This is a genomic window from Pigmentiphaga sp. YJ18 (assembly GCF_038066655.1).
In the GTDB taxonomy this organism is placed as follows: Bacteria; Pseudomonadota; Gammaproteobacteria; order Burkholderiales; family Burkholderiaceae_B; genus Pigmentiphaga.
In genome coordinates, this window is the sequence record NZ_JBBUKU010000004.1 from 50,196 (window position 1) to 74,388 (window position 24,193).

The window sequence follows — 24,193 nt, forward strand, 5'->3', positions numbered from 1 at the left end:
AGGCGCCAGCCTGTGAGAAAATTGACATTTGTGCCCGCGCCGCCGTCATGGCGCCGCGCGCGCGATCATGCATAGTTCCGGAGCACCGATTATATGGCGTTGAACGAAAATCACCTGGTTTGGCTCGACATGGAAATGACGGGCCTGGATCCGGAAAAGGAAAGGATCATCGAAGTCGCGGTGGTCGTGACCGACGCCCAGCTCGAAGTGGTGGCCGAAGGGCCGGTCCTGGTCGTGCACCAGTCCGACGAACTGCTCGATGGCATGGACAACTGGAACAAGGCCACCCACGGCCGCAGCGGCCTGATCGACAAAGTGAAGGCTTCCTCGCTGGCCGAAGCCCAGGCCGAGGACATCCTGCTGGAGTTCCTGGGCCAGTACGTGCCGGCCGGCAAGTCGCCCCTGTGCGGCAACACCATAGGCCAGGACCGCCGCTTCATGGTCCGCTACATGCCCCGGCTCGAGGCCTTCTTCCACTACCGCAACCTGGACGTCAGCACGCTCAAAGAGCTCTGCCGCCGCTGGAAGCCCGAGATCTACAAGGGGTTCGAGAAGAAAAGCCGGCACGAGGCGCTGGCCGACATCTACGAGTCCATCGACGAGCTCAAGTACTACCGCGAGCACTTCCTGCGCGTCTAGGCCTGGGGGCGGGACTGCGCCAGCGTGGGGCCGGCCGGGCGCCGGGCGGCCACCCGCCAGTAGAAGAACTGCAGCATGAGCGACGAGACCGCCATGCTGAAGGTCGCCATCAGCCACATGGTCCCGGCGCCCGTGGGCGCGCCGGGCATCAGCACCGCGACCATCCCGCCCAGCGCGCCGGCGCCCGGGCCGAATGCCAGCCACCATCCTCCCAGCAGGCCGATACCCCACAGCGCGCCGGCCTGGATCAGCATGGGCCCGACCGCCATCTTGTAGGCGCGCAGCAGGTAGCTGGTCATGCACTGCAATGAATCGAACAGATGGAAGAAGGCCAGCATGCCCAGCAGGCCGAGCGCGACGACACCGACCTCGGTATCGCTGGTGTAGGCCTGGACGATGGGGCCGCGCGCCAGGATCACGACCGCGATCGTCAGCAGCGCGCCCGTGGTGCTGATCATCAGTCCGGCCGATCCCGTACGCCGCGCGCGCAGCGGATCTCCCGAGCCGATGGCCTGCGCGGTGAGCGCGCCGGTCGATATCCCCAGCGCCAGCGGCATCATGAAGCACAGCGCGACCAGGTTCGCCATGATCTGGTGCCCGCCGGTGGCGTAGATGCCCTCGCGGGCCACCAGCAGCGCCATGAACGTGAAGGACGTGACCTCGATCAGGTAGGAGCCGCCCATCGGCAGGCCCAGCCGCAGCAGTTCTCCCAGTGTCTTCCTGTCGGGACGGCCGATGCGCAGGCCGAACTGCCGGTAGAACGGGTCGCGGCGCAGGATGAAGGCGCTCAGGCCCACGCTGATCCAGAACACCAGCGCGGTGGACAGCCCCGCCCCCACCGCACCCAGCGCGGGCAGGCCGAATTTGCCGTAGATGAAGAGCCAGTTGAACAATGCCTTGAAGCCTATGCCCGCGATGTTGATCATCATCACGACCTTGGGCCGCGACACCGCGGTGTTCAGGGCGTAGACCGTGCGAAAGACCAGCGCGGCGGGCAGGGCAATGATCAGCATGGCCAGATAGCCGCGCACCTGGTCCCGCACGGCCGGGTCGACGTTGCCGGACATCGCCAGCCAGGTGTCCGGAAACAGCATCGCCAGTCCGCCCACCACCGACAGGCCCAGCGACAGCCAGACCGCCTGGCCCCAGGCGCGGCCGATCTCGGCCAGCCGGCGGCCGCCGAAGTGCTGGGCGGCGATGGGGATCAGTGCGTGCAGCACGCCGGTCAGGCCGATGAACACGGTGACGTAGATGGATACCGCCAGTGCCATGGCGGCCAGCGCCACGGGCGATGCATGGCCGGTCATCGCGGTGTCGAGCACGCCGAAGGCCATGCTGGCCCATTGGCCGACCAGGACCGGCCAGCCCTGCTGGAGAATGCGGCGCAGGGTCGCGCCCCAACTGGAAGGGAGCGCGAGCCCGGTGTCGGTCACGAGGCGGGGCGTCCGGCCGGGACCGGACGCAACAGGATGAAGTATTCCCGGAACTGCGGGGCACGGCGGAATTCCGCCGCGCGGGTGCCTTCCCACAGCACGCGGCTGCCGGCGTATTCGCCGCGCTGGACCGCGTTCAACAGCACGCTGGCGTTGCCTTGCAGCAGGACCAGCGGGCAGTCGCCGGACAGTTCGAAGTGCAGGTTGTCGAAGACCGCGAACGCGGCGCGCTGGGACAGCCCCAGGCCGGAGCTGCGCACGCACTCGTGCCGGCCGGTGCGGCCCTGCTCGGCGGCCAGCGCATGGGCCATGCCGTTCGAGACTTCGCGGTAGCTCTTGTTGTAGTTGATCGAGGGCAGCCACAGCGTCATGATCAGCAGCCAGCACGCGACCACGCCGCCCGCCGACAGCACCGTTCCGCGCCACAAGCCGGTGGGGCGCGAGCGGAAGCGCCAGATGATCAGCGCGATCCAGGCTACGCTGGCCGCGACCGCGGCGGTGAAGGCGAACAGCGAGAAATCGGCGTCGAAGCCCGGGGTCTGGCGCGCGATGTTGCGGGCGATCTTGGGCGGCACGCCGGTCATGATGGCGATCCAGCCCATCCAGACCACGCAGGCCGTTGCCGAGAACACCATGACGGCGAACCAGTCCAGGGCATTGATCAGGCCCCGCCGCAGCGTGGGCAGCGCGAGCGCGGCCAGCATCGCGCAGGGAATGACCAGCGCCAGGTATTCGGCGTCGACCGGCTCGCGGGTGGCGAACAGCATGACCAGGCCCGCCAGCATCAATGCCACGGGAATCTGCACGTGGGGCGAGCGCAGGTAGCCGCGCCATCGCCACAGCGCCAGCAGCGCCAGCGGTCCGGTGGGCCACAGGAACCAGGGCATGTTGCGCAACACGTCGGACAGTCCGCGCGGCGTCAGGATGCCGAACACGCTGGCGTTCCAGTGCCACCAGCCGCTCATCCAGTAAGGGTGGAGCTGGGCCGTGGCGAGCCACCAGGCCAGCGACAGCGCCAGGCCGAGCGGCAGGCTCAGGAGCGCGATCCAGCGCGCCGCCGGCCGCAGCGCCGAGCAGGTGCCGGCCAGAACGGCGACGGCCAGCAGTTGCGGCATGACGGCGGGGAAGCCGCGCGCCAGGAATGCGCCGCCCAGCGCCAGCCCCAGCGTCAGCGCGCCGGAGCGCGGGTGATCGAGCATGCGGGCGAGCGAATAGAAGGCGAGCGCGTGGAAGGCGAGGGCGGCCGGTTCGGCGGACGTTTCGTGGGACCGCCACAGGATGCCCAGGGTGGCCAGGAACAGGAGCAGCGCGGCGTCGGCCAGCATGCGGCCGTAGTCGCGCGGTTCCGGCTGGCCGCCGAAAGGCAGCGCCAGCGGCTGCGCCTCGGCCCGCCGGCCCAGCAGGTAGGCGCCGTACCAGAGGCTGGTACTGGCGATGCCGAACCAGATGAGGTTGGGGATGCGTCCTGCCAGGATATGGCCCAGCAGCGGCGAAAAAATGGCCATGCACAGCGCGCCCACCCATGTCGCCAGCGGTCCTTCCTGCGACACAGCCACGCCGGCCGCCTCGGGCGCCAGCCATTGCGCCCAGCCGCCGTCGTAGGCGGTCCACATCTGCGCCAGGCCGATGACGTCCTCGCTCTTCCAGGGCTCGCGCATGACCAGGCCGGTCACGATGTACAGCAGGCACAGGGCCAGCAGGCCCCAGCGCGGGAGTTTCGTGGCCGCGAGCGCGGTCAGCCGCGCGGGGGTGGGCGGCAGGATGGACGTATGGAAGGGCGACGGGAATCGGTGGGGCATCGAACCGCTGGGATTACCTAACAGGCGACAAGACGGATTCTAGTGTCCCGGCAGGCCGCGACACGCAAAAAAAGGCGGAATGCGAGGCCGGATTGCAAGCAATTGCAGCGAAGGGGCGGATTTCCGCGAGCCCCGGCCAGGCGGGCGGGAAAGGTCGACCACAGAAAAAAGGCAGCCCGCAGGCTGCCTTTTTCGTGGCGCGGACGGTGCGGTCAGGCGGACGTCTTGCCGGCGCCGGTGGTGCGGGCGAAACGGGCGCGGAACTTCTCGACGCGGCCGGTTTCGACGATGCGGGTTTGCGCGCCGGTGTAGAAGGGGTGCGATTCGGAGGTCACGTCGCACTTGAACAGGGGGTAGGTCTTGCCATCGAGTTCGATGGTTTCACGCGAGTTCAGGGTCGAGCGGGTAACGAACTTGTTGCCGGTCTGCAGATCCTGGAACACGACGTCGCGGTATTCGGGGTGGATGCCTTCTTTCATGGTCTTCCTTGGGGGTATGCGGGTCGCCAGCCGGGACGAAGGTTCGCGCCTTGGGGGCGCTTTTCCTTAGGGCGGCTTCCGTGGTGACTTGCTAGGCGGAGCGCCGGTCCGACAACGTGCCCAATTTCTAGAGCTAAGCCTTGAATTATCGCGGGATTCTCGGGTTTGTGCAATCGGCACCATGTTTTTGGCGTATTTCGCGCTTCAAAGACATCGCTTGGCAGAGCAACCCCCCCCCGCCAGCCCGGTAGTTGCCAGGATGCGGTGGATCCGGCTCCGCCGGTCCACCCGCATCGCCCCCCGGGGGGCGCGCGAAGCGCGTAGGGGGGAGCCCTATTTCTTCATCATGTCGAAGAATTCGCCGTTGTTCTTCGTCGAACGCATCTTGTCCAGGATGAATTCCATGGACTGGATCTCGTCCATGTCGAAGATGAACTTGCGCAGCACCCACACCTTCTGCAGCACATCCGGCTTGATCAGCAGCTCTTCGCGGCGCGTGCCGGACTTGTTCAGGTTGATGGCGGGGTAGACGCGCTTCTCGGCCAGGCGGCGCTCCAGGTGGACTTCGCTGTTGCCGGTGCCCTTGAATTCTTCGTAGATCACGTCATCCATGCGGCTACCCGTTTCGATCAGGGCGGTGCCGATGATGGTGAGCGAGCCGCCTTCCTCGATGTTGCGGGCCGCGCCGAAGAAGCGCTTGGGCCGCTGCAGGGCGTTGGCGTCGACGCCGCCGGTCAGGACCTTGCCGGAGGCGGGTACCACGGTGTTGTAGGCGCGGGCCAGGCGGGTGATGGAGTCGAGCAGGATGACGACGTCGTGCTTGAGTTCGACCAGGCGCTTGGCCTTCTCGATGACCATCTCGGCCACTTGCACGTGGCGGGTGGCCGGTTCGTCGAAAGTGGAGGCGACCACTTCGCCGCGCACCGAGCGCTGCATTTCGGTCACTTCTTCCGGACGTTCGTCGATCATCAGGACGATCATCGTGACGTCGGGGTGGTTGGCGGTGATGGCATGCGCGATGTGCTGCATCATCACCGTCTTGCCGGATTTCGGGCTTGCCACCAGCAGGCCGCGCTGGCCCTTGCCGATGGGGGCGAAGATGTCCATGATCCGGCCGGTCAGATTTTCTTCGCTCTTGATGTCGCGTTCGAGGCGCAGCGGCTTGTTCGGGTGCAGCGGCGTCAGGTTCTCGAACATGATGCGATGCTTCATGCTCTCGGGCGCCTGGCCGTTGACCTTGTCCACCTTCACCAGGGCGAAGTAGCGCTCGCCGTCCTTGGGGGTGCGGACCTCGCCCTCGATGGAGTCACCGGTATGCAGGTTGAAGCGCCGGATCTGGGAAGGCGAAATGTAGATGTCGTCGGTGCTGGCGAGGTAGGACGTTTCGGGCGAACGCAGGAAGCCGAAACCGTCGGGCAGCACTTCCAGCACGCCATCGCCGAAGATCGGCTCACCCTGCTTGGCGCGCCGCTTCATGATGGCAAACATCAGCTCCTGCTTGCGCAGGCGGCTGGCATTCTCGATCTCGAGCGTGGCGGCCATTTCCAGCAGTTGCGAAACGTGCAGCGCCTTCAGTTCATTGAGATGCATCTCGGATAAAGCTCCGGGGGGAGTTCTTGGTGGTGACACGTCCTCGTGGGAGGATTTTGCGCGGAGAGTCTGGTGCTCTTGAGGCGGAGGGCTGGATCCCGAGGCCGGGGCGCGCCGCCGGTGCGCAAGGAGAGGGCGTGGTAAAGGTTGATCGGAAAGGACCGGCTCTGGGCCGGTCCGTGTCTTGCTACCTGTTTACAGCGAACTGTCCAGGAAGGCGGTGAGCTGCGACTTGGACAGCGCGCCGACCTTGGTGGCCACGACCTGGCCGTTCTTGAACAGCATCAGGGTCGGAATGCCGCGGATGCCGTACTTGGCGGCCGTGGCGTTGTTGTCGTCGACGTTCAGCTTGGCAACCGTCAGCTTGCCCTTGTACTGGGTGGCAGCCTCTTCCAGGATGGGGGCGATCATCTTGCAGGGACCGCACCATTCTGCCCAGTAATCGACCAGGACAGGCTCATTGGCTTGAAGTACGTCGGCATCGAAGCTGGAGTCGCTCACGTGCTTGATCGCGTCGCTCATGGTTTTCCTTCTGGAGGTGTGCGCAAAGCGCAGGAAGAGTGGTGCAGTGCGCGGTAAACGGATATGTGATTCGTTAGATATATGTGGGCGCGTGTGCTTGGATTCCAGACCCCTGAGGGGAATTTTTTTATATGCGCGGATCCTGACGGGAGTACCCCTGGGCGATGCGTGGGAAGCGCGAAACGCGAGGGGAGCGGGGCAGGTAGGCGCCGGAATCGGTCGGCGTAGAGCCCGAGATGAACCAATGGTAACCGCAATAAAGCGGTTTTTCCAAGTGCCGGCCCGGCTAGTGTGGTTTTTATAGCCCCGGCAAGGGAATTGGGTGGCGAGCCTGACTTCGGCACTGACGGTTTACAGCTATGGCTGCTTCGTTCCCGACCTGACCAGGTTCACCGCTCCGCCATGCGAAGGGGCCCGCCAATGCCAGTATAGCACCCCCCCTACGCGCTTACGCGCGCCCCCCAGGGGGGCGATGCGGGTGGACCGGCAAAGCCGGATCCACCGCATCCTGGGTCTAGTGCGGTTTTCTTGGTTTATGGCACCCGTGCTTCGCTGGCTGCCAGCGGTAGCAACAGTGGCACAAACCAAGAAAACCGCACTAGACCCAGGGCACCGCGGATCCGGCTTTGCCGGTCCGCCAGTGCCGCCCCCTGGGGGGCGCCCGAAGGGCGTAGGGGGGTACAATATCCCCTATGACATATCTGGTGCTGGCTCGTAAATGGCGGCCGCGTTCATTCGATACGCTGGTCGGACAAGAACACGTGGTGCGTGCGTTGACGCACGCGCTTTCCACGCAGCGCCTGCATCATGCCTGGTTGTTCACCGGCACGCGCGGAGTGGGCAAGACCACGCTGTCGCGCATCCTGGCGAAATCGCTCAATTGCGAGACCGGCATCACGGCCACGCCGTGCGGCCAGTGCCGGGCGTGCACCGAGATCGACGCCGGCCGCTTCGTCGACTACCTCGAACTCGACGCCGCGTCGAACCGGGGCGTGGACGAGATGACGCAACTGCTCGAGCAGGCGGTCTATTCGCCCACTTCCGGCCGCTTCAAGGTCTACATGATCGACGAAGTGCACATGCTGACCGGGCATGCGTTCAACGCCATGCTCAAGACGCTGGAAGAGCCGCCGCCCCACGTCAAGTTCATCCTGGCCACCACCGATCCGCAGAAGATACCGGTCACGGTGCTGAGCCGCTGCCTGCAGTTCAACCTCAAGCAGATGCCGCCGGAGTCCATCGTCGGCCACCTCGAGCATGTGCTGGCGGATGAACAACTGCCGTTCGAGGTCCCGGCCCTGCGCCTGATCGGCCAGGCGGCGCGCGGCTCCATGCGGGACGCGCTGTCGCTGACCGACCAGGCCATCGCCTACAGCGCCGGCAACCTGTCGGAAGAGGCCGTGCGCGGCATGCTGGGCACGATCGACCAACGCCACCTGGTGCGGCTGCTGGACGCGATCCGGGCGGCCGACGGCGCCGGCGTGGTGGGTGTGGCCGACGAGCTGGCGGCGCGCAGCCTGTCGTATGCCGGGGCGCTGGCCGACCTGGCGGTGATGCTGTCGCGCATGGGCATGGCCCAGCGCGTGCCGGGCGCGGTGTCCGAAGAGGATCCGCTGGCGGCGGACATCCAGCGGCTGGCCACGGAATTCTCCGCCGACGAGATCCAGCTGTTCTATTCGATTGCCGTGCACAGCCGCGCCGAACTGGCGCTGGCGCCCGACGAATACGCCGGTTTCGTGATGGCCTGCCTGCGCATGCTGGCGTTCACCGCCGAACCGCAGGGGGTATCCCAGGAAGCCTCCGCGCCGGCCCCGCGATCCGCGGCCTTGAAGGCGGCGCCCGCGGTGGCCGCGTCGATGCCGGCTCCTGCCCCGGTGCCGCCGGCCGCGCGTGCGCCTGCGCCTGCGCCCGCGCCTGCCGCGCCGGCCCGTGCGTCGGCGGCGGCCGAAGCGCTGGCCGCCGCCCGCAACATGTCGATGGCCGGCAACAAGCGTGCGCCCGCATCGGCGCCCGCCCGGCCCGCCGGCAACACGGCGCGGACCGCGCCGGCACCGGCGCCGGCCTCGCCCCCGGACGGGGCGGGTGCCGACGAAGACGGGCCGCCTGCCTGGCACTCGGAGATCGAAGCCGGGCTGCAGGACGGGCCGTCACCGTCGTTCGAGCCCGACGACGCGGGTCCCCCGGACACGATGCCGGTGGCCGCTCGTCCCGCGCCGGCCGTCCGGCCGCAGGCCCAGGCCGCCAAGCCGCCCGTGGTACGGGAAGCGCCCGCCGTGCCGGCCCCACCCCTGGTCCAGGCGGCGCCCCCCCGTGGCGGCGAAGGCGCTGCCGGAGCGGACGGCAGTCCCATCGCATTGAACGAGCCCTGGCCCGTGCTGGCGGCGCGGCTGCCTATCAAGGGCATCGCCGCCCAGCTCGCGCAGCAAAGCGAGTGGGTGGGCGTCGAAGGCGGCACCGTGGTGCTGAAGGTCGCGACCCGCGGGCTGGCCGAAGGCGCGGGAGTCGAGCGCCTGCGCGTCGTGCTCGAGCAGCATTTCGGCGTGCCTGTGCGGCTGCGCTTCGAGATCGGCCAGACCGGCGACGCCACTGCCTTCGCGGTGGCCGAGTCCGAGCGCCAGGCGCGCCAGGCCGAGGCCGAGCGCGCGATCATGGCCGACCCCTTCGTACGTGAATTGCTCGACAATTTCGGCGGCCAGATCGTGCCCGATTCGATCCGCCCGGTATCTTCCGAATCCCAACAAGGAACCCAGCCATGATGAAAGGACAGCTTGCCGGCCTGATGCGCCAGGCGCAGCAGATGCAGGAAAACATGAAGAAGGCGCAGGAAGCGCTGGCCGACATGCTCGTCGAGGGCGTCTCCGGCGGCGGACTGGTCAAGGTGACCATGTCCTGCCGTAACGACGTCAAGCGCGTCGCCATCGATCCCAGCCTGCTGGCCGACGACAAGGACATGCTGGAGGATCTCGTGGCGGCCGCGCTCAACGACGCGCTGCGCAAGGCCGAAGCCACGAGCCAGGAGAAGATGTCCGCGCTGACCGCCGGCCTGCCCCTGCCTCCGGGCATGAAGCTGCCTTTCTGAGCGGGACGGTCATGGCAGGCGATCGATTCGTCGGACCGGCGCCGCTGTCGGTACTGGTCGATGCCCTCAAGCGCTTGCCGGGGGTAGGCGCCAAGTCGGCGCAGCGTATGGCCTATCACCTGCTGCAGCACGACCCGCACGGCGCCCGCATGCTGGGCCAGGCCCTGGGCGACGCCGTCGACCGGCTGCGCCATTGCGTGCGCTGCAATACCTTCACCGAGTCCGAGATCTGCGAAACCTGCGCCAGCCCGCGCCGCGACGCCAGCCTGCTGTGCGTGGTCGAGACGCCGGCCGACCAGAACATGATCGAGGCCAGCCACAGCTACAACGGGCTGTATTTCGTCCTGATGGGCCGGCTGTCCCCGCTCGAGGGCGTGGGGCCGCACGAGATCGGTTTCGACCGCCTGCTCGAGCGTGCCACCGACGGCCAGGTCAGGGAAGTCATCCTGGCCACCAATTTCACGACCGAAGGCGAGACCACCGCCCACTATCTGGCCGAGCTGCTGCGCGCGCAGGGCCTGGGCGTGACCCGGCTGGCGCGCGGGGTGCCCGCCGGCAGCGAGCTGGAATACGTCGATGCCGGCACCATCGCCTGGGCGCTGATGGACCGCCGCGCGCCGTAGGTGCGCTTTTCCGTTTCAGTAGTGCGGAGGGATCTCGTCGCGCAGCGATGCCGGCGCGGCCGGTCCCTGCGTGCTCTGTTCCCGGACCCGGGCCAGCTCGCGCGCCAGCGCATCGATCTGTTGCTGCTGCCGGTAGACCAGTTCGTTCAATTGCTCGACCAGGTCTTCCATGAAGGCGAGCTTGATCTCGACTTCCATCAGTCGCTGGGGGGCAGGCGTGTCGGGCATGTGGGGCTGTCGTCAATAGGCCTTGCTGTCGTGGACAATCAGACGCAAGGTCATGAAAAGAATGCGGATGTCCAGCCAGGGCGACCAGTGCTGGATGTAGTAGCGATCGTACTCCACCCGCTTCATCATCTTGTCCAGCGTGTCGGTTTCGCCGCGCAGCCCGTTGACCTGAGCCCAGCCGGTAATGCCCGGCTTGACCGTGTGGCGCAGCATGTAGCCGCGTATCTGCTGCCGGTAGAACTCGTTGTGTTCCGCGGCATGGGGGCGCGGGCCGACCAGGCTCATGCTGCCGTTGAAGACGTTGAACAGCTGGGGCAGTTCGTCCAGCGAGGTGCGGCGCAGGATCCGGCCCACGGGCGTGATGCGTGGGTCGCCCCGGGTAGCCTGGTGGATCTTGCCGGGGTCCGGCTGGTGCGTGTACATGGACCGGAACTTCATGACCTGTATCGGCTCGCCGTCCAGGCCATAGCGGGTCTGGCGGAACAGGACAGCGCCGGGCGAGCTCAGCCGCACCAGCGCCGCGATCACCAGCATGGGGATGCCCGCCGCGAGCAGCATCAGGCCGGCGAACAGCAGGTCCATGCAGCGCTTGATGCCTCGCGCGATGCCCAGGATCTGGGTGTCGTGCAGGCGCAGCAGGGGCACGCCCGCCATGTTGCTGACGCTGACCTCGAAATCGCCCAGCGCGGGCGATTCCGGGATTAGGTAGATGGCCGACGTGGAATCGCCCAGCTGATTCAGGATGGGCTGGGCGTAGGGGGTCTTCATCAGCGTCATGCTGATGAAGGCGACGTTGGATTTCTGTTCCTTCAGGTGTTCGACGGCCTGGGGCAGGTCGCCCAGGTAGGGCAGCGAGTCCAGCGGCTCCTGCCGCGGGGTGTCGTCGAAGTAGCCGTCCACCAGGATGCCCATGGCCGGCGAGCGGCGCAGCCGGATGGCCAGGGTCTGGGCCTGGAAGCCGGGCATGATGAAGATGGCCCGGCGGACGTACTGGCTGGCGCCGTACAGGTGTTGCGCGCTGAGCCGCATCAGCGCCAGGCCCGGCAGCAGCGCCACGGGTGTCAGGAAGGCCCAGGCCTGCAGGATTTCCCGGCCCAGATTGCGGTGCTCGATGGGCAGCAGAATGAAGGCGAGCAGCGTCACCATGACCACCTGCGACCAGGTCAGGATGGCGCGCCACAGCATGAAGGCCATGGTCCGCGTGCTGAGCAGCTGTTCGAAACGGTAGTAGGCGATGCCGGTGGCCAGCGCGATGACGAGCAGCAGCGCCCCGTCCTCGTTCGAGGGCTGGCGCCCGAAATAGACGCTGGTGGCGGCATGGCAGAGCAGCGCGATCACGGCTGCTCCGATGGCGGCCATGCTGTAGAACATGCGCTGGTGGGAGGGGAGGCGGCTGGTGGCCATGGGGTTTCCTGTCAGCGTCCGCGAACGCCGGAGCGATATTCCCGCCAGCAGATGGCGAAGAACCGGGGGTCTTCCTTCAGATAGCGCCGCCACAGCCTGCCGGGATTGCTGAGCAGGCGCCAGAGCCACTCCATGCCCACGCGCTGGACCAGCCGCGGCGCGCGCCGTTGCAGGCCGATGGCGAATTCCATGGCCGCTCCTACGCACAGCACCAGCCCGTGGGGCAGCGTGGCGGCATAGCGGCCGGCCCAGGTTTCCTGCTTGGGCATGCCCAGGCAGACGAAGACGAGGTCGGGCGCCAGGGCGCGGATGCGGTCCGCGGCTTCGCGCCCTTCGTCGCCCAGCGGGTCGAACCGCATCGACGGCGTCATCACGGTGACGTCGATGCCGGGATAGGTGGCGGCGAAGCGGCTTTCCAGCATGGGGCCGTCGCCGGGCATGCCGCCCAGGATCGCGATCTTCCAGCCGTGCGCGACCGCCTGCTGGCAGAGCGCCACGAACAGGTCCGAGCCCGTCACGCGCTCGGGCAGCGGACGGCCCAGCAGGCGGCTGGCCCAGACGATAGGCATGCCGTCGGCGAACAGGTATTCGGCCTGGCGGTAGATGGGCTGGAGATCGGGCTGCTTGTCCAGGCGCACCACGTGGTCGACGTTGGGGGTCGACACGATGCCCGCCGGCCCGCGCCGGCTGGCGACGGCGTCGGTCAGGATCGCGACGGCCTCGGGAAAGGTCGCCGCGATGATATCCAGGTCGAAAAGCCGCATCCGGACGATATCGGGCTGGGCAGAGTGTGTAGGCATGTCGAAATGGAGGACGGGCGTGGTAAGCGCGGGGCAGGAGGAACGCCGGAAGAATGCTACAAAAAATTGCGCCTGTTATTTCCCGGCTTGGAGTTGTTTGCTGTTCCTTTGCCAGGCTGTTCTGCGAGAATGTCGCACCTGCGGTCCGTCCCTGATCCCCCTCTATAATCGGCGTGATGATTTTAGCGGGCGTTTCCGCGACTTCAATGGAGTAGTTTTGAGGCAATTACGCATATGTCTGCCCAGGATGCTGGCGGCGCTGGTGGCCTGGCTGGCGCTTGGTACCGCCTACGCCGCCGATGAGATGCCTCATCCCGGACGCCTGGCGCCGGCAACCGTCGTGCCCTCCGAAGTCGAAGGGGGCGCCGTCGCCACGGTGGGGCCGGGCGACACGCTGTATCTCACAGTCTACGGCCAGCCCGAACTGGCCGCCCAGGTCACCCTGGACGTCCGGGGGCACATCGTGGTGCCCTTCCTGGGCGACATGGCCGTCGGGGGCGAGGCCCCCTCGGCCATCGCCAAGCGAATCGCCGACGGACTGCGCCAGCGCGGTTACCTGAACGATCCCCAGGTGGCGATCGAGGTGCTGCGGGTCCGCAGCCGCATGGCGTCCATCCTCGGCAGCGTCGCCAAGCCCGGCCGTTATCCCATCGAGGGCAGTCTGACGCTGCTGGAATTGCTGGCCCAGGCCGGCGGCCTGAAGGACAACGCCGACGACGTCGCCGTCGTCCTGCGCAAGGACGGCCAGGCCGAAAGCGGCCAGCGCCGCATGGAGTTGCTGATCGGCAACAAGAGCCTGCCCGAGCGTCCCGTCGAAGACCTGCAACTGCAGGCCGGCGACGTCGTCTATGTGCCGCAGGCCAAGGTTTTCTACATCTACGGCGAAGTCACGCGGGCGGGCGCCTATCCCATGGAGCGGGGCCTGAACGTGATGCGCGCGCTGTCGCTGGCCGGGGGGCTCACGCAGCGGGCTTCCGAGCGCCGCATCAGCATCAGCCGGCCGGATCCCGGCACGGGCGAGCAACGCAAGCAGCGCGTCAACCTGGACGATCCGGTTGCCGCCGGCGACGTCATCTACGTCGACGAACGCTTTTTCTAGCCGGGGCGGGCGTGCGCGCGCACCAGCATTCCTCTGTCTGGCCGCCGGCGATACCGCTGGCAGCCGCCGTGTTGATGTGCGCCGCCTCGTCCGTGGCCTCCGCCCAGTCCGATGCCGGCGCGGACGCGATGATCGAGGCGGTCATCGCCAAGACCGTCGGCGTCGTGGCGCCGAAGCCGCCCGAACCCGCCGGGCCGGCACCTTCCCCCGACCCGGAGGCCGGGCGGGCGCCATTGACCCGCCGCGGCCTGGGCGCGGGCTCGCCGGTCTTTCCCGAGGGCATCGAATATTCGGTCCAGATCTCCCGCGTGATCCAGCAGGTCAGCAACCCCTACCGCCTGCCGGATACGGTGGGGGACCGGCGCCGCAGCGATCTTGCCGTGGGCGACGAGGTGCGTGCGGCCGCGATCATTCCCCTGGCGTCCGAGCGCACGCGGCTGCTGACCTCGGCGGCCTTCGGCAATGTCGATTACCGGCACCAGGGGCAGCTCGACCACCATCCCCACGCGCTCAAGACAACCTTGCAGTGGCACGCCGGCGATCTGCTCCAGGGCAGCGCCTCGATATCCGACCGGGTCCGGCTCAACCGCTACATGGCCTCCAGCTGGCCCGAGCGCGACCTGCTCAAGCAGCGGGTGTTCAACGCCGACATCGGACTGCGCGTGACCGAGTCGCTGACGCTGCCGATCCTGGGTGTTTCGCGCACGTCCTCCCGCAACGAGTTCGCGCTGAACCAGCAGCTGTACAACCGGGACGACAGCCAGATACAGCTTGCCGGCCGCCTCATGGGCCGGGACAACTCCTATGTGATGGCCGGCGTGTCGCGGGTGCGCAGCAGCTATCCGGACCGCACGCCGCTGCAGGTACAGCAACTGGACCGGGCTTACACCGACACGGAGTTCTTCCTGAACAGCATCTGGCACTACAGCGCCAGGACGGCCCTCGAAGGCTACGCGGGATGGCGCCAGCGCCGGTACGCGACACTGACCGACCGCAACGTGGATTTCGTCACCGCCGAGCTGCGCGCGTACTGGGATTATTCGGTGAAGACCGCGTTCCACGTCCACCTGTGGCACCGGCCGTTCGGCAACGAGGAAGACCCTTCCACGCTGTACTCCACGTTGACCGGCGGCCGGGTGAGCATGCGCTGGCAGGCGGGCGAGAAGACCTGGCTGTCGTTGAACGTCGTGCGGGAACGGCAGAAGAACTATCGCATCGGCGCGGGCGGCACGTCCGAGACGATGAGCTGGCGCGTGGGCCCGCGCCTGGAATGGCAGATGAATCCCCGCGTGCTGCTGACCCTGGACGGCTGGCGCGAGCGCGTCAGCGGGGCCGGGTATCCGGGCTACGGCGGCACGGTGGTCCGCGCCGGGGTCACCCTGATGTATGACAATGGCTCGCCGCGTCCGTCGCGCCTGTACATGCGCGAGGAGTGCGACGCGCCGCGCTACCTGGATACCCGGATGTGCGACCAATGACGATTTTCTTTTCCTGAGGCCCACCATGTTGCTCGACGCCAACACGCTGCCGCAGGACGCCCGGCTGCACGCCGACATCTGTATCGTGGGAGCCGGCGCGGCCGGCATCGCCATGGCGCTCTCGCTGGCCGATTCCGGCCTGGACGTGATCGTGCTGGAGGCGGGCGGCCAGGAGCCCGAGCCGCGCACGCAGGCCTTGTACGAAGGCACGGTCGAGGACGCCGCGCTGCACAGTCCGCTCGATCGCTACCGCCAGCGCGAACTGGGCGGTTCGACCACGATCTGGGGCGGACGCTGCATGCCCCTGGATCCCATCGATTTCGAGGCCCGCCCGTATATCGCCGGCAGCGGCTGGCCCATCGGCGCCGAGGACCTGGCTCCCTACTATCCGGCAGCCAATGCCTGGTGCGAGGCCGGCGACTATGCCTACACGATGGCCGAAGCATTCGCGGGGCCGCGCCGGCCCATGCTGGACGGTTTCGACGAAAGCCACTTCTCCACCCATACGCTGGAGCGCTTCAGCTGTCCCACGAATTTCGGCGGACGCTACCTCCAGCGTTTGCGGACGGCGCCGGACCTGCGCGTCGTCCTGCACGCGAACGTGACCCGGCTGGAGCTGGACGAGGCCGGCGAGGCGATCCGTCGCGTGGAATTCAAGACGCTCGATGGCAAGACCTTCGCCGTGTCGGCGGACAGCGTGGTGCTGGCCGCGGGCGGCCTGGAGGTGGTCCGGCTGCTGCTGAACAGTCCTGGCCGCACGGGACGAGGCCTGGGCAACGCGCACGACGTCGTGGGCCGCTACTACATGTGCCACCTGGCCGGCACCATAGGCAACCTCGTGCTGGCGCCGCCCCATCGCGCCTGGCACGGCTACGACGTCGCCGACGACGGCACGTATTGCCGGCGGCGGCTGGCGCTGCGGCCCGGCGTCCAGCGCGAGCAGGGCATCGGCAATTTCGTGGCCCGGCTGCATCACCCCAGGATCACCGATCCCGCGCACGGAACCGCCATCCTGTCGCTGCTGTTCCTGGCCCGGGCGTTCGTGCCCTACGAGTACGCCAAGCGGCTGCATGGCGACGAGCGGGTCACCGTGGGGGCCTGGCTGCGGCACGGCGTGAACGTGCTGCGGGGCGCGCCGTCGGTGGTGGGCTTCCTGTGGCACTGGCTGCGCGACAGGACCTTGGCCGCACGCAAATTTCCTTCCATCATCGTCTACCCCCGGACCGAGCGCTACAGCCTGGATTTCCATGCCGAGCAGGAACCCAATCGGGAAAGCCGGGTAAGCCTGGGGGCGTCCGTCGATGAACTCGGCATGCGGCGGCTGCACGTCGACTGGCGCTACACGCGCCAGGACGTGGCGACGGTGCAGAAATCCCTGGCCTTGCTGGCGGCCGACGTCCGGGATTCGGGCATCGGCGAATTCGATTACGATCCTGGCGTGGTCGAGCGGGAGATGACGCGCTACGGCGCCTACGGCGGCCACCACATCGGCACGGCGCGCATGGGCGACGATCCGCGCACCAGCGTGGTCGACAGGAACTGCCGCGTCCACGAGGTGCGGAACCTGTACGTGGCCGGGGCGGCGGTGTTCCCGACGTCCAGCCAGGCCAATCCCACCTTGACCCTCGTCGCGCTGGCGCTGCGCCTGGCGCGGCACCTGCAGGTCCGGCATGCCGGCGGTGAGCCGGCCGACCCTGGGAGTCCCACATGAAGACCCGTGTCCTGATCCTGGGTGCCACCGGCTACGTCGGCCGCCGGCTTGCCGCCGCGCTGCATGCCTCCGATTGGGCCGAGCCCGTGGCCGCGACGCGGCGCAAGCCGGTCGCCGGTGGTGATATCGAGACCGTCTTCTGCGAGGCTACCGATACATCGTCCCTGACTCAGGCCGCGGCCGGCGTGGACGCCTTGGTCAATTGCGTGGCGGGCAGCGCCGAGGCCATGGTGGCCACGGCACGCGCGATGGCCGAGGTCCAGGCCTCGCGCTCGCGGCCGCTGCGCATCGTGCATTTCAGTTCCATGGCTGTCTACGGCGACGCCGTCGGCAGGGTGGACGAGGACCACCCCTTCGCCAGCCTGCCGGCCCAGTCCTATGGCGGTGCCAAGATCCAGGCGGAGGCGCTGCTGGCGGATGTGCCCCAGGTCGGCATCCTGCGGCCCGGCTGCATCTACGGCGCGGGCAGTCCGCAGTGGACCGAGCGCATCGTGCGCCTGCTGCGGGCCCGTCGCCTGGGCGATCTCGGGCCGGCGGGCGACGGATGCAGCAACCTCGTCCATGTCGACGACGTCGTGGCCGCGGCCGCCGCGGTGCTGCAACGGGGCGCGGACGGCGCGTTCAACCTCGCGATGGCTGGCGCCCCCAACTGGAATGTCTATTTCATGCGCCTGGCGCGCGCCATGGGCGCGGTGCCGGTGCGGCGCGTGACCGCCCGGCGGCTCAAGCTGGAAGGCAAGGTGCTGGCGCCGCCCCTGAAAATTCTGGAGATCGCCGGCGGCAAGGCCGGTCTGCGCGGCCTGCCGCCCGTGATCTCGCCCGCGCTGCTGCGGCTGTGGCAGCAGGACATCCGCCTGGACGTGCGGCGCGCGGAGCAGGTGCTCGGCATGCAATGGACAACCCTCGAGACCGGCCTGGCGGAATCCCTGGCCAGCCGGCCCGGGCAATCGGAAGAAACGAGGAACTGACGTGGCCTATCCCTACCGCGTGGCGGTGCAGATCAGCATGTACCCGATGGACGTGCGCCACGCCAGGCACCTGCTGGCCCACCAACTGAGGGTGTGGGGGCCGATGGTCGACCGCTTCGTCGTCACCATCGACGTGCACCGCAGCCGCGCGGGACGGTATCGCGGCGCCGGTTTCGACGAGAACCTGGCGGCCCTGCGCGCCATCGTCGACGAACTGCGGACCCAGGATCCTCGGGTATCCTGGCACGAGGTCGACTATCGCCCGGAAGCCCGCCGGGAAGTGGCCAACACCTATTTCGGCCGGGACGACATTCCGGTCAAGGCCTGGGACGGAGGACCGTTCTACGCCTATTTCCACGGCCTGCTGGAGGCGCGGGCGCGGTACGTGGTCCATTTCGACGGCGACATGCTGTTCGGTGGCGCGAGCCGGCAGTGGGTCGAAGAAGCGGTGCGCCTGCTCGACGGCGATGCCGACGTGCTGCTCGCGGGCCCGCTGCCGGGGCCGCCCAGGGAGGACGGGCGGATCTTCGGCCACGGGGAAGGCGCCGAACGCCTGGACCGGCCGGAGCTGGGGCTTGCCTACCGGTTCCAGCACGCCAGCACCCGCGTGTTCGTGATGGACCAGCAGAAGCTGCGCGAGAAGGTCGGGGTCCTGCCGCTGACGCCGCCGGTGCTGGCCAGCCGGATCAAGTCGCATCTGCTGGGCAATCCGCCCATCGCGCGCGAGGCCGAGGTCATCCTGGGCGAAGTGCTGCGCGAGCACGGCCTGTACCGGGTGGATTTCCTGGGGACGGCGCCGGGCATGTGGTCGCTGCATCCTCCCTACCGCAGCGACGAGTTCTATCGGCGGTTGCCGGAGCTGATCGCCGCGGTGGAGTCGGGCGACGTGCCGGAGGCTCAGCGCGGCGACTACGACATGAACGACAGCATGATCGACTGGAGCGCGCAGCGCCAGGCCAACCGCCGTTCCCGCCGCCTGTGGCGGCTGCTGAAAGACCGCCTCAACCTGTCGTAGCGCGGGTGGCCGGCAGCCGCCGGCGCGCGAACCGCTGCCCCAGCGGCCGTTCGACCAGCCGGTGGCAGGCGAGCCCGGCCAGGGTGGAGACGGCGATCGCGACCAGGCAGAAGGCCGCCATGCCCGCCGTCGTGCCGCCCAGGCCGGCCTTGCGCCAAGCCTGCGACAGGGCCGACAGCACCAGCGGGTGGATCAGGTACAGCGAATACGAGGCGTCGCCCACCCGATGCAGCAGCGGCCATGCCGGGGTGCCGCGAGCACGTTCGATCGTCAGGGCCCCGGCCACGATCAGGATCGAGGGCAGGCCCGCCTGCAACAGGCGCGACGTGCCGGCGGGCCAGGCGCCCGATCCGGCCAGCAGCGCGAGACCGGCCAGCACCAGCAGCCAACCCGCCGCGTTGCGCGACGGCCACCGGCCGCGGGCATAGACCTGGCCCAGCATCATGCCGGCCAGGAATTCCAGCATGATGTCCGACGTATAGAAGCCCGCCGCGGGCGAGGCGGGCCGCAGCCACCAGCCCACCGCCGCGAGCGCCGCCAGCACGAGGCCCGTGGCGGCCAGCCGGCGCCGTTCGGGCAGCAGCAGGGCGAGGCCGAACAGCAGATAGAAGAACATCTCGTAGTTCAGCGTCCAGCCCGGGACGAGCACGGGCTCCACATGGCCCGCCGGCGATGGCCAGGCGATGAAGGCATACGAGGCCAGCACGTGTGGCAGGTCGAAGCGTGCGGACTGCAGCAGATGCGGCGCCGCCAGCATGATCGCTACGACGACGGAGGTGATCAGCCAGTACAGCGGCACGATGCGGACGATGCGCCGGCGGTAGAAGTCCAGGGGCGTGACCGGGCGGCCCGTGGTCGTGGTCCACATGATGAAGCCGCTGATCACGAAAAAGATGTCCACGCCGTTGGACAGCCAGTCGGGCCAGGCGCCCTCGTAGCCCATGCGGGCCAGCTGCGGATGCAGGTGGAAGACGACGACCATCAGCGCCGCGATCGCCCGCAAGTGCTGGATGGAGCGGATTTCCATGTTCAGTTCCTTCTTGCGTCCGGCCCGGCGGCGCGCGGCGCGGGCAGCAGCAGGGCGCGCAGCGGCGCGACGCGGCCGGCCGCGGCGAAAAACAGGGTGGGTAGCGCCAGTCCGGCCAGCCAGGCCAGCAGGGCCGCGCCGGCGGTGCCCAAGGCGGGATGAAGTGCCTGCCAGGCCGCGGTCTGCACGGGCTGGTGGAAGATCAGGATGAACAGCGAGGCCTTGCCCAGGTAGCCGAGCATCGGGCCCAGCCCGCGCGCCGGGGCCAGGGCGCGGGCCACGGCCAGCGCGCCGGCGATGCCGATCAGTGCTGCCACCGTGGACAGCAGCGGATCGTCGTAGCGTCGCAGGTTCAGGTCGAGCGAGGCGGGCACCAGGGCATGCCAGGCCAGGAACGCGATGGGGGCTGCCCAGCACGCGATGCGCGCCGCCCGGCCGGTATCGGCCAGCACGTGGCGGCGCAAGGCGTAGCCCAGCAGCATGAAGAAGCAGCCTATGGGCAGCAGGTCGACGCTGAAGGGCAGGCCGCGCACGACGATCTGCTGGCCGAACAGCGAGACGGGCAGGTCCCAGGCCAGCGGGACGGCCAGCGCGCCGCCCCAGGCCAGCGCCAGCAGCAGCGCCGTGCGTACCGCCGCGCGCTCGGCCACCGCGCGCCGCTGGATCAGCCAGTAGGTCGCCAGCATGACCAGCCACGCATAGGGCAGGAACCACATCGGAATCCAGGTCAGCGTCTCGCCGTTGCCGTAGAGCATGGCGGCGGCACGGTCGATGAAGCGCTGGCCGCGCAGCGCCACCGCCGCCACGGCCAGCACCAGCAGCACCGTGAAATACGGCTTGAGCAGGGCCTGGGCCCGGCCCGCCGCGAACGCCGGCCACGAGCGCCCGGGGTGCAGCAGGACGCCGGACAGGAACAGGAAGATGGGCAAGTGGAAGGAGGTGATGACGTCGAGCAGCCGGGGCCGCGAATCGAACAGCCACCAGCCGTGGCCCAGGACCACCAGCGCGATGCCTATCCCCTTGGCGACGTCGATGTGCGCGTGGCGCGGCAGCTGGGGCACGGTCGGGTCAGCCATGCCGATGGGTCCTTGCCCGCTTGAACCGTTGCCAGCCCGCGCGCCAGTCCTCGTAGGGCGTCAGCAGTTGCGCCAGGAAAGCTGCCAAACCGGCCGTGCCGTCCACCGTGATGCGGGGCAACTGCCAGGCGTTGTCCCCCGCCCTGGCGCGCCCGCGCTGGATGGTGGTCGCGGTGCGATAGCCAGCCTCGCGCGCCAGTTCGGCGTGCCGTTCGTCGTAGCGTCCATAGGGGAAGCAGAAGGCATCCACGGGCTGGCCCGTCAGGGCCTGCAGCCGCTGGCGGGAGCCGGCGATCTGCGCCCGCGCCTGTTCGGGCTCCTGCCGGGTCAGGTCCACGTGGTCGGTCGTATGCGAACCGATCTCCTGGCCCGCCTCGGCCCATTGCCGCAGCTCGTCGGCCGACATCAGGGGCACCTGCCGGATGCCGTGCGCGGCGTCCCAGTCGTTCGTTCCGCCCACGCGGTTGGCCACCACGTAGTTGGTCGCGCTGAACCCTACGTCGCGCAGCACGGGCAGCGCGTGGCGCAGCACGTTCAGATAGCCGTCGTCGAAGGTGATCCCGAACACTTGGCCCCGCCGTTCGCCCGACAGATAGGGTTGCAGGTCCCGCATCGACAGGCCGCGATAGCCCAGCCTGTGCATCCAGCGCATCTGCGCGGCGAACGCGGCCGGCGTGACCGTCAGATGCCGGAACGGCGTGCCCGCGGGCGGCATCGCGTCGATCTGGTGGTACATCAGGATGGGGATGGCCCGGGTCACGGCAAGGCCTCCCGCGTGCCGGCCGCCGTCTCGGCGCGGCGCATCTCGGCGCGCGTGCAGACCAGGACGGCGGTGATGTAGAACAGTTCGCCGCATAGAACGCCGAACGGCGCGCCGGTCGCGCCCCAGCGCAGCATCGCCGCATAGCAGATGGCCAGCGACAGCAGCGCCGATCCCAGCGTGATGGCGGTCAGCAGGCGCAGCCGCTGCCGCAGCAACAGCAGAAGCATCAGCGGGTCCCGCAGCGACATGACCAGGAACACGGCGGCCCACAGCTGGAACAGGACGTCACGCTGCGCGAAATCCTTGCGCATCAGGTCGATGAAGATCCAGTCGCGCAGCAGCCAGGCGATGCCCAGGTAGGCCAGCGTCATCGTCCCCAGGATGGCGGAGAACAGCGCGAGGCGCCGTGCGGTTGCGCGCGGCCCGAGCTCGTGCAGCCAGCCCGAGGCGATGGGCGTCAATTGCTTCTGCACGCCGGCCGTCACCAGGTTCACGGGCATCATGACGAGCCGGGACGCGGCCAGGGCGGCCACGGCAGTCAGGTCCAGCGTGGCCGCGGCCAGGAAGCTGTAGCCCTGGTTGAACAGCCAGTAGATGACGCCGCCCGAGGCCGCCCAGAAGCCGACGTGGGCGATCTCGCGCATGCGGCCCGGCGGGGCGCCGGCATCCATGTCGTCGCGCAGTGCGCGGCGCAGCAGCCTGCCGCAGGCCAGCGCGGACAGCGCGGCACCGCCCAGCGCGATCGTGGCGGCGATGGGCTGGTTCATGGCCAGCAGGCCCCCGGCGATCAGGCCCGCCACGTAGACCGTGTCGGCGGCCAGGACCGCGTGCGGCCGCTGGTAGACGAGCAGGATGCCGCGGAAATATTCCCGGTAGGTCGCGGCGGCCAGCAGGGCGACCGCCGCGATGCAGACGGGCAGGGCGTCGGGCTGCAGCGCGTCCATCGCCCAGGCCAGCCCGATGGCGGTCAGCGCCACGGCGCTGCCGGCCAGGGTCCAGCGCCGCTGGTCCCGCCACAGGCCGCCGATCCACGACCGGCGTGCGTCGGCGTCCAGGCCGGGCAGGCGTATCACCAGCGGCGTCGAGATGAAGGTGCCTTGCAGCGTGGTGGCGAGCATCATGCCGTTGAAGGCCAGCACGTAGTACCCGTACTGGGTCTCGCTGGCATAACGGATCAGGATGAGCCCGACCAGGAAGTTGGCGCCGGACAGCAGCGCCTGGTCGACGATCGAGCTGCCGAACAGTCGTACCAGCCGGGAAGAGAATGGCGAGCCTGTCATTGCCCGTCGCGCCGGGTCTTGACCCAGCCCTGTTCCCCGCGCCGCCGCAGGAGAGCATGGAGTTTCCACAGCACGAAGAACGGTGCCCGCGCCAGGTCGAGCAGCGCTCGCGGGCCCAGCGGCCCCAGTTGCCAGCCGCGCAGGATGTGCGCGCCCAGGATGATGCCCATCAGGACCGCCCAGCCCACCCAGGCCCAGGCAGCGGGCGTGACCAGCGCGGCCAGCAGCGCGAGCACCAGCAGGGCGCCGATTTCCAGCGCGACGTAGCCGATGGGCAGGGTCAGCAGGTCCAGCGCGAGATCCATGCAGATGCGGTCCGGCCGCGTCAGTCCGGCGCGCAGCAGCCTGCCGGTGTAGATCCGGATGACAGCGAAGCGGCCGCCTTCCCAGCGCTGGCGCTGCGAGACGGAGGCCGATCCCGAGGCTACCAGCTCGGCGTCGGCGTGGGCCTCGTCCACGTACCAGACGCGGATGCCCTCCAGGCCCAGGACGATCCCCTGTTCCAGGTCCTCGGTCAGCGAGACCGAGCGGAACGGGTGGTCGCGCAGCAGCGCATGGGTGAAACCCATGCCGTTGCCGCGCAGGCCGCAGGAAACGCGCAGCCGTTCCCGGGCACGCCCACGGACCGCATGGAAGGCGCCGTAGGCGATGGTGATGATGCGCGTGCGCCAGGAGTCGTCGGGATTCAGCACGCCGTAGTTGGCTTGCAGGGCCTGTGCGCCTTGCTCGATGCGCGCGGCGAAGGCCGACAGGAAATTGGGCGAGACCACCGTATCGGCATCGACCACGGCGATGGCGTCCGCCCATCGTCCCGCGGCGCTGTGGGCGATGCCATGGGCCAGCGCATAGCCCTTGCCGCGCAGCGTCTCGTCGCGGCGCTCGATGACCGTGGCACCCGCGGCCGCGGCCAGTTGCGCGGTGTCGTCGGCGCAGTTGTCGGCGATCACGACGACGCGCATGCAGTCGGTGGGCCAGTCGATCTGCCGCAGGCTGGCGACCGTGCGTTCGATCACGGCGGCCTCGTTGTGGGCGGGGACCAGGATGTCGAAGCGCAGCGAGCGCGACGCCGGCTGCGGCGTGGGCGCGCGCCATGACAACAGCGTCATCAGGCCCAGGTAGAGGCAGGAAATGGTGGCGGGAACGGCCGCCAGGCAAAGCAGGAAATAGATCAGTCCCACGA

Annotated in this window: 22 protein-coding genes and 1 other RNA gene; 9 read left to right on the forward strand and 14 right to left on the reverse strand. The window is 68.6% G+C overall.

Going from position 1 to position 24,193, the window contains the following annotated elements; genetic code table 11:
• Window positions 1-93: 93 nt before the first annotated feature.
• Entirely contained in the window at window positions 94-639 is a 546-nt protein-coding gene (orn, locus tag WKR98_RS22570) for an oligoribonuclease (protein ID WP_124690469.1), read from the forward strand.
• Here the strand turns inward: orn and WKR98_RS22575 are convergent.
• The 6 genes from WKR98_RS22575 to ffs form a co-directional block, all read right to left on the reverse strand.
• On the reverse strand, window positions 636-2,072 hold the full coding sequence (locus WKR98_RS22575) for an MATE family efflux transporter (protein ID WP_238160104.1): 1,437 nt from the start codon (window positions 2,070-2,072) through the stop codon (window positions 636-638). The two genes, orn and WKR98_RS22575, sit on opposite strands and share 4 nt — an antisense overlap.
• Window positions 2,069-3,871 carry an ArnT family glycosyltransferase gene (locus tag WKR98_RS22580; protein ID WP_341434730.1) on the reverse strand — a complete coding sequence of 601 codons (1,803 nt, stop codon included), beginning with the start codon at window positions 3,869-3,871 and terminating at the stop codon, window positions 2,069-2,071. The genes WKR98_RS22575 and WKR98_RS22580 overlap by 4 nt, the downstream gene beginning before the upstream one ends.
• Window positions 3,872-4,083: 212 nt before the next feature.
• Entirely contained in the window at window positions 4,084-4,350 is a 267-nt protein-coding gene (locus tag WKR98_RS22585) for a type B 50S ribosomal protein L31 (RefSeq protein WP_124690467.1), read from the reverse strand.
• Between the two features lie 333 nt (window positions 4,351-4,683).
• Window positions 4,684-5,940, reverse strand: a complete 1,257-nt coding sequence (gene rho, locus WKR98_RS22590) for a transcription termination factor Rho (protein ID WP_124690466.1) — start codon at window positions 5,938-5,940, stop codon at window positions 4,684-4,686.
• A gap of 195 nt (window positions 5,941-6,135) precedes the next feature.
• Window positions 6,136-6,462: a thioredoxin TrxA gene (gene trxA / locus WKR98_RS22595; protein WP_124690465.1), complete on the reverse strand. Its 327-nt coding sequence runs from the start codon at window positions 6,460-6,462 to the stop codon at window positions 6,136-6,138.
• 321 nt (window positions 6,463-6,783) lie between these two features.
• Window positions 6,784-6,881: signal recognition particle sRNA small type (gene ffs, locus WKR98_RS22600), an RNA gene on the reverse strand.
• 273 nt (window positions 6,882-7,154) lie between these two features.
• Here ffs and WKR98_RS22605 point away from each other — a divergent pair.
• Genes WKR98_RS22605 through recR form a run of 3 tightly spaced genes read left to right on the forward strand, consistent with a single transcriptional unit; the run spans window position 7,155 to window position 10,164 of the window.
• Window positions 7,155-9,218, forward strand: coding sequence for a DNA polymerase III subunit gamma/tau (locus WKR98_RS22605; RefSeq protein WP_341434731.1), 2,064 nt, complete (start codon window positions 7,155-7,157; stop codon window positions 9,216-9,218).
• Entirely contained in the window at window positions 9,215-9,541 is a 327-nt protein-coding gene (locus tag WKR98_RS22610) for a YbaB/EbfC family nucleoid-associated protein (RefSeq protein WP_124690463.1), read from the forward strand. The genes WKR98_RS22605 and WKR98_RS22610 overlap by 4 nt, the downstream gene beginning before the upstream one ends.
• Before the next feature lie 11 nt (window positions 9,542-9,552).
• Window positions 9,553-10,164 carry a recombination mediator RecR gene (recR, locus tag WKR98_RS22615; RefSeq protein ID WP_124690462.1) on the forward strand — a complete coding sequence of 204 codons (612 nt, stop codon included), beginning with the start codon at window positions 9,553-9,555 and terminating at the stop codon, window positions 10,162-10,164.
• Window positions 10,165-10,179: 15 nt separating this feature from the next.
• Here recR and WKR98_RS22620 read toward each other — a convergent pair whose 3' ends face one another.
• The 3 genes from WKR98_RS22620 to WKR98_RS22630 are packed head-to-tail and all read right to left on the reverse strand — an operon-like array spanning window position 10,180 to window position 12,596.
• The gene (locus tag WKR98_RS22620) at window positions 10,180-10,392 is read right to left on the reverse strand and encodes a SlyX family protein (protein ID WP_124690461.1); all 213 of its coding nucleotides are present in this window, start codon (window positions 10,390-10,392) and stop codon (window positions 10,180-10,182) included.
• A gap of 12 nt (window positions 10,393-10,404) precedes the next feature.
• Window positions 10,405-11,796 carry an undecaprenyl-phosphate glucose phosphotransferase gene (locus WKR98_RS22625; protein ID WP_341434732.1) on the reverse strand — a complete coding sequence of 464 codons (1,392 nt, stop codon included), beginning with the start codon at window positions 11,794-11,796 and terminating at the stop codon, window positions 10,405-10,407.
• A gap of 11 nt (window positions 11,797-11,807) precedes the next feature.
• Entirely contained in the window at window positions 11,808-12,596 is a 789-nt protein-coding gene (locus WKR98_RS22630) for a WecB/TagA/CpsF family glycosyltransferase (protein WP_341434733.1), read from the reverse strand.
• Window positions 12,597-12,813: 217 nt separating this feature from the next.
• On the opposite strand from WKR98_RS22630, the gene WKR98_RS22635 reads away from it, so the two are divergent.
• Genes WKR98_RS22635 through WKR98_RS22655 form a run of 5 tightly spaced genes read left to right on the forward strand, consistent with a single transcriptional unit; the run spans window position 12,814 to window position 18,867 of the window.
• Window positions 12,814-13,695: an SLBB domain-containing protein gene (locus tag WKR98_RS22635; RefSeq protein ID WP_341434734.1), complete on the forward strand. Its 882-nt coding sequence runs from the start codon at window positions 12,814-12,816 to the stop codon at window positions 13,693-13,695.
• Window positions 13,696-13,706: 11 nt separating this feature from the next.
• Window positions 13,707-15,173 (forward strand): hypothetical protein, encoded by a 1,467-nt coding sequence (locus WKR98_RS22640; RefSeq protein ID WP_341434735.1) that lies wholly within the window; start codon window positions 13,707-13,709, stop codon window positions 15,171-15,173.
• 25 nt (window positions 15,174-15,198) lie between these two features.
• Window positions 15,199-16,884 (forward strand): GMC family oxidoreductase, encoded by a 1,686-nt coding sequence (locus tag WKR98_RS22645; protein WP_341434736.1) that lies wholly within the window; start codon window positions 15,199-15,201, stop codon window positions 16,882-16,884.
• Window positions 16,881-17,852, forward strand: coding sequence for an NAD-dependent epimerase/dehydratase family protein (locus WKR98_RS22650; protein ID WP_341434737.1), 972 nt, complete (start codon window positions 16,881-16,883; stop codon window positions 17,850-17,852). Before WKR98_RS22645 ends, WKR98_RS22650 begins: the two co-directional genes overlap by 4 nt.
• A 1-nt stretch (window position 17,853) precedes the next feature.
• Window positions 17,854-18,867 carry a capsular biosynthesis protein gene (locus WKR98_RS22655; RefSeq protein ID WP_341434738.1) on the forward strand — a complete coding sequence of 338 codons (1,014 nt, stop codon included), beginning with the start codon at window positions 17,854-17,856 and terminating at the stop codon, window positions 18,865-18,867.
• Here the strand turns inward: WKR98_RS22655 and WKR98_RS22660 are convergent.
• From WKR98_RS22660 to WKR98_RS22680, 5 genes are read right to left on the reverse strand one after another with little or no spacing between them, the layout of a single operon-like run.
• Window positions 18,854-19,894, reverse strand: a complete 1,041-nt coding sequence (locus WKR98_RS22660; RefSeq protein ID WP_341434739.1) for an acyltransferase family protein — start codon at window positions 19,892-19,894, stop codon at window positions 18,854-18,856. The two genes, WKR98_RS22655 and WKR98_RS22660, sit on opposite strands and share 14 nt — an antisense overlap.
• Window positions 19,895-19,896: 2 nt before the next feature.
• Window positions 19,897-20,970 (reverse strand): acyltransferase family protein, encoded by a 1,074-nt coding sequence (locus WKR98_RS22665; protein ID WP_341434740.1) that lies wholly within the window; start codon window positions 20,968-20,970, stop codon window positions 19,897-19,899.
• The gene (locus WKR98_RS22670; protein WP_341434741.1) at window positions 20,963-21,730 is read right to left on the reverse strand and encodes a polysaccharide deacetylase family protein; all 768 of its coding nucleotides are present in this window, start codon (window positions 21,728-21,730) and stop codon (window positions 20,963-20,965) included. The genes WKR98_RS22665 and WKR98_RS22670 overlap by 8 nt, the downstream gene beginning before the upstream one ends.
• On the reverse strand, window positions 21,727-23,013 hold the full coding sequence (locus WKR98_RS22675; RefSeq protein WP_124690451.1) for a lipopolysaccharide biosynthesis protein: 1,287 nt from the start codon (window positions 23,011-23,013) through the stop codon (window positions 21,727-21,729). The genes WKR98_RS22670 and WKR98_RS22675 overlap by 4 nt, the downstream gene beginning before the upstream one ends.
• Window positions 23,010-24,191, reverse strand: a complete 1,182-nt coding sequence (locus WKR98_RS22680) for a glycosyltransferase family 2 protein (protein WP_238160103.1) — start codon at window positions 24,189-24,191, stop codon at window positions 23,010-23,012. The genes WKR98_RS22675 and WKR98_RS22680 overlap by 4 nt, the downstream gene beginning before the upstream one ends.
• Window positions 24,192-24,193: the final 2 nt, after the last annotated feature.

Excerpts from the sequence above, each read along its gene's own strand:
- orn (WP_124690469.1), top strand. The coding sequence starts at position 94 with ATGGCGTTGAACGAAAATCACCTGGTTTGGCTCGACATGGAAATGACG.
- WKR98_RS22580 (WP_341434730.1), bottom strand. The coding sequence starts at position 3,871 with ATGCCCCACCGATTCCCGTCGCCCTTCCATACGTCCATCCTGCCGCCC.
- WKR98_RS22585 (WP_124690467.1), bottom strand. The coding sequence starts at position 4,350 with ATGAAAGAAGGCATCCACCCCGAATACCGCGACGTCGTGTTCCAGGAT.
- rho (WP_124690466.1), bottom strand. The coding sequence starts at position 5,940 with ATGCATCTCAATGAACTGAAGGCGCTGCACGTTTCGCAACTGCTGGAA.
- trxA (WP_124690465.1), bottom strand. The coding sequence starts at position 6,462 with ATGAGCGACGCGATCAAGCACGTGAGCGACTCCAGCTTCGATGCCGAC.
- WKR98_RS22605 (WP_341434731.1), top strand. The coding sequence starts at position 7,155 with ATGACATATCTGGTGCTGGCTCGTAAATGGCGGCCGCGTTCATTCGAT.
- WKR98_RS22610 (WP_124690463.1), top strand. The coding sequence starts at position 9,215 with ATGATGAAAGGACAGCTTGCCGGCCTGATGCGCCAGGCGCAGCAGATG.
- recR (WP_124690462.1), top strand. The coding sequence starts at position 9,553 with ATGGCAGGCGATCGATTCGTCGGACCGGCGCCGCTGTCGGTACTGGTC.
- WKR98_RS22620 (WP_124690461.1), bottom strand. The coding sequence starts at position 10,392 with ATGCCCGACACGCCTGCCCCCCAGCGACTGATGGAAGTCGAGATCAAG.
- WKR98_RS22625 (WP_341434732.1), bottom strand. The coding sequence starts at position 11,796 with ATGGCCACCAGCCGCCTCCCCTCCCACCAGCGCATGTTCTACAGCATG.
- WKR98_RS22630 (WP_341434733.1), bottom strand. The coding sequence starts at position 12,596 with ATGCCTACACACTCTGCCCAGCCCGATATCGTCCGGATGCGGCTTTTC.
- WKR98_RS22645 (WP_341434736.1), top strand. The coding sequence starts at position 15,199 with ATGTTGCTCGACGCCAACACGCTGCCGCAGGACGCCCGGCTGCACGCC.
- WKR98_RS22650 (WP_341434737.1), top strand. The coding sequence starts at position 16,881 with ATGAAGACCCGTGTCCTGATCCTGGGTGCCACCGGCTACGTCGGCCGC.
- WKR98_RS22660 (WP_341434739.1), bottom strand. The coding sequence starts at position 19,894 with ATGGAAATCCGCTCCATCCAGCACTTGCGGGCGATCGCGGCGCTGATG.
- WKR98_RS22665 (WP_341434740.1), bottom strand. The coding sequence starts at position 20,970 with ATGGCTGACCCGACCGTGCCCCAGCTGCCGCGCCACGCGCACATCGAC.
- WKR98_RS22675 (WP_124690451.1), bottom strand. The coding sequence starts at position 23,013 with ATGACAGGCTCGCCATTCTCTTCCCGGCTGGTACGACTGTTCGGCAGC.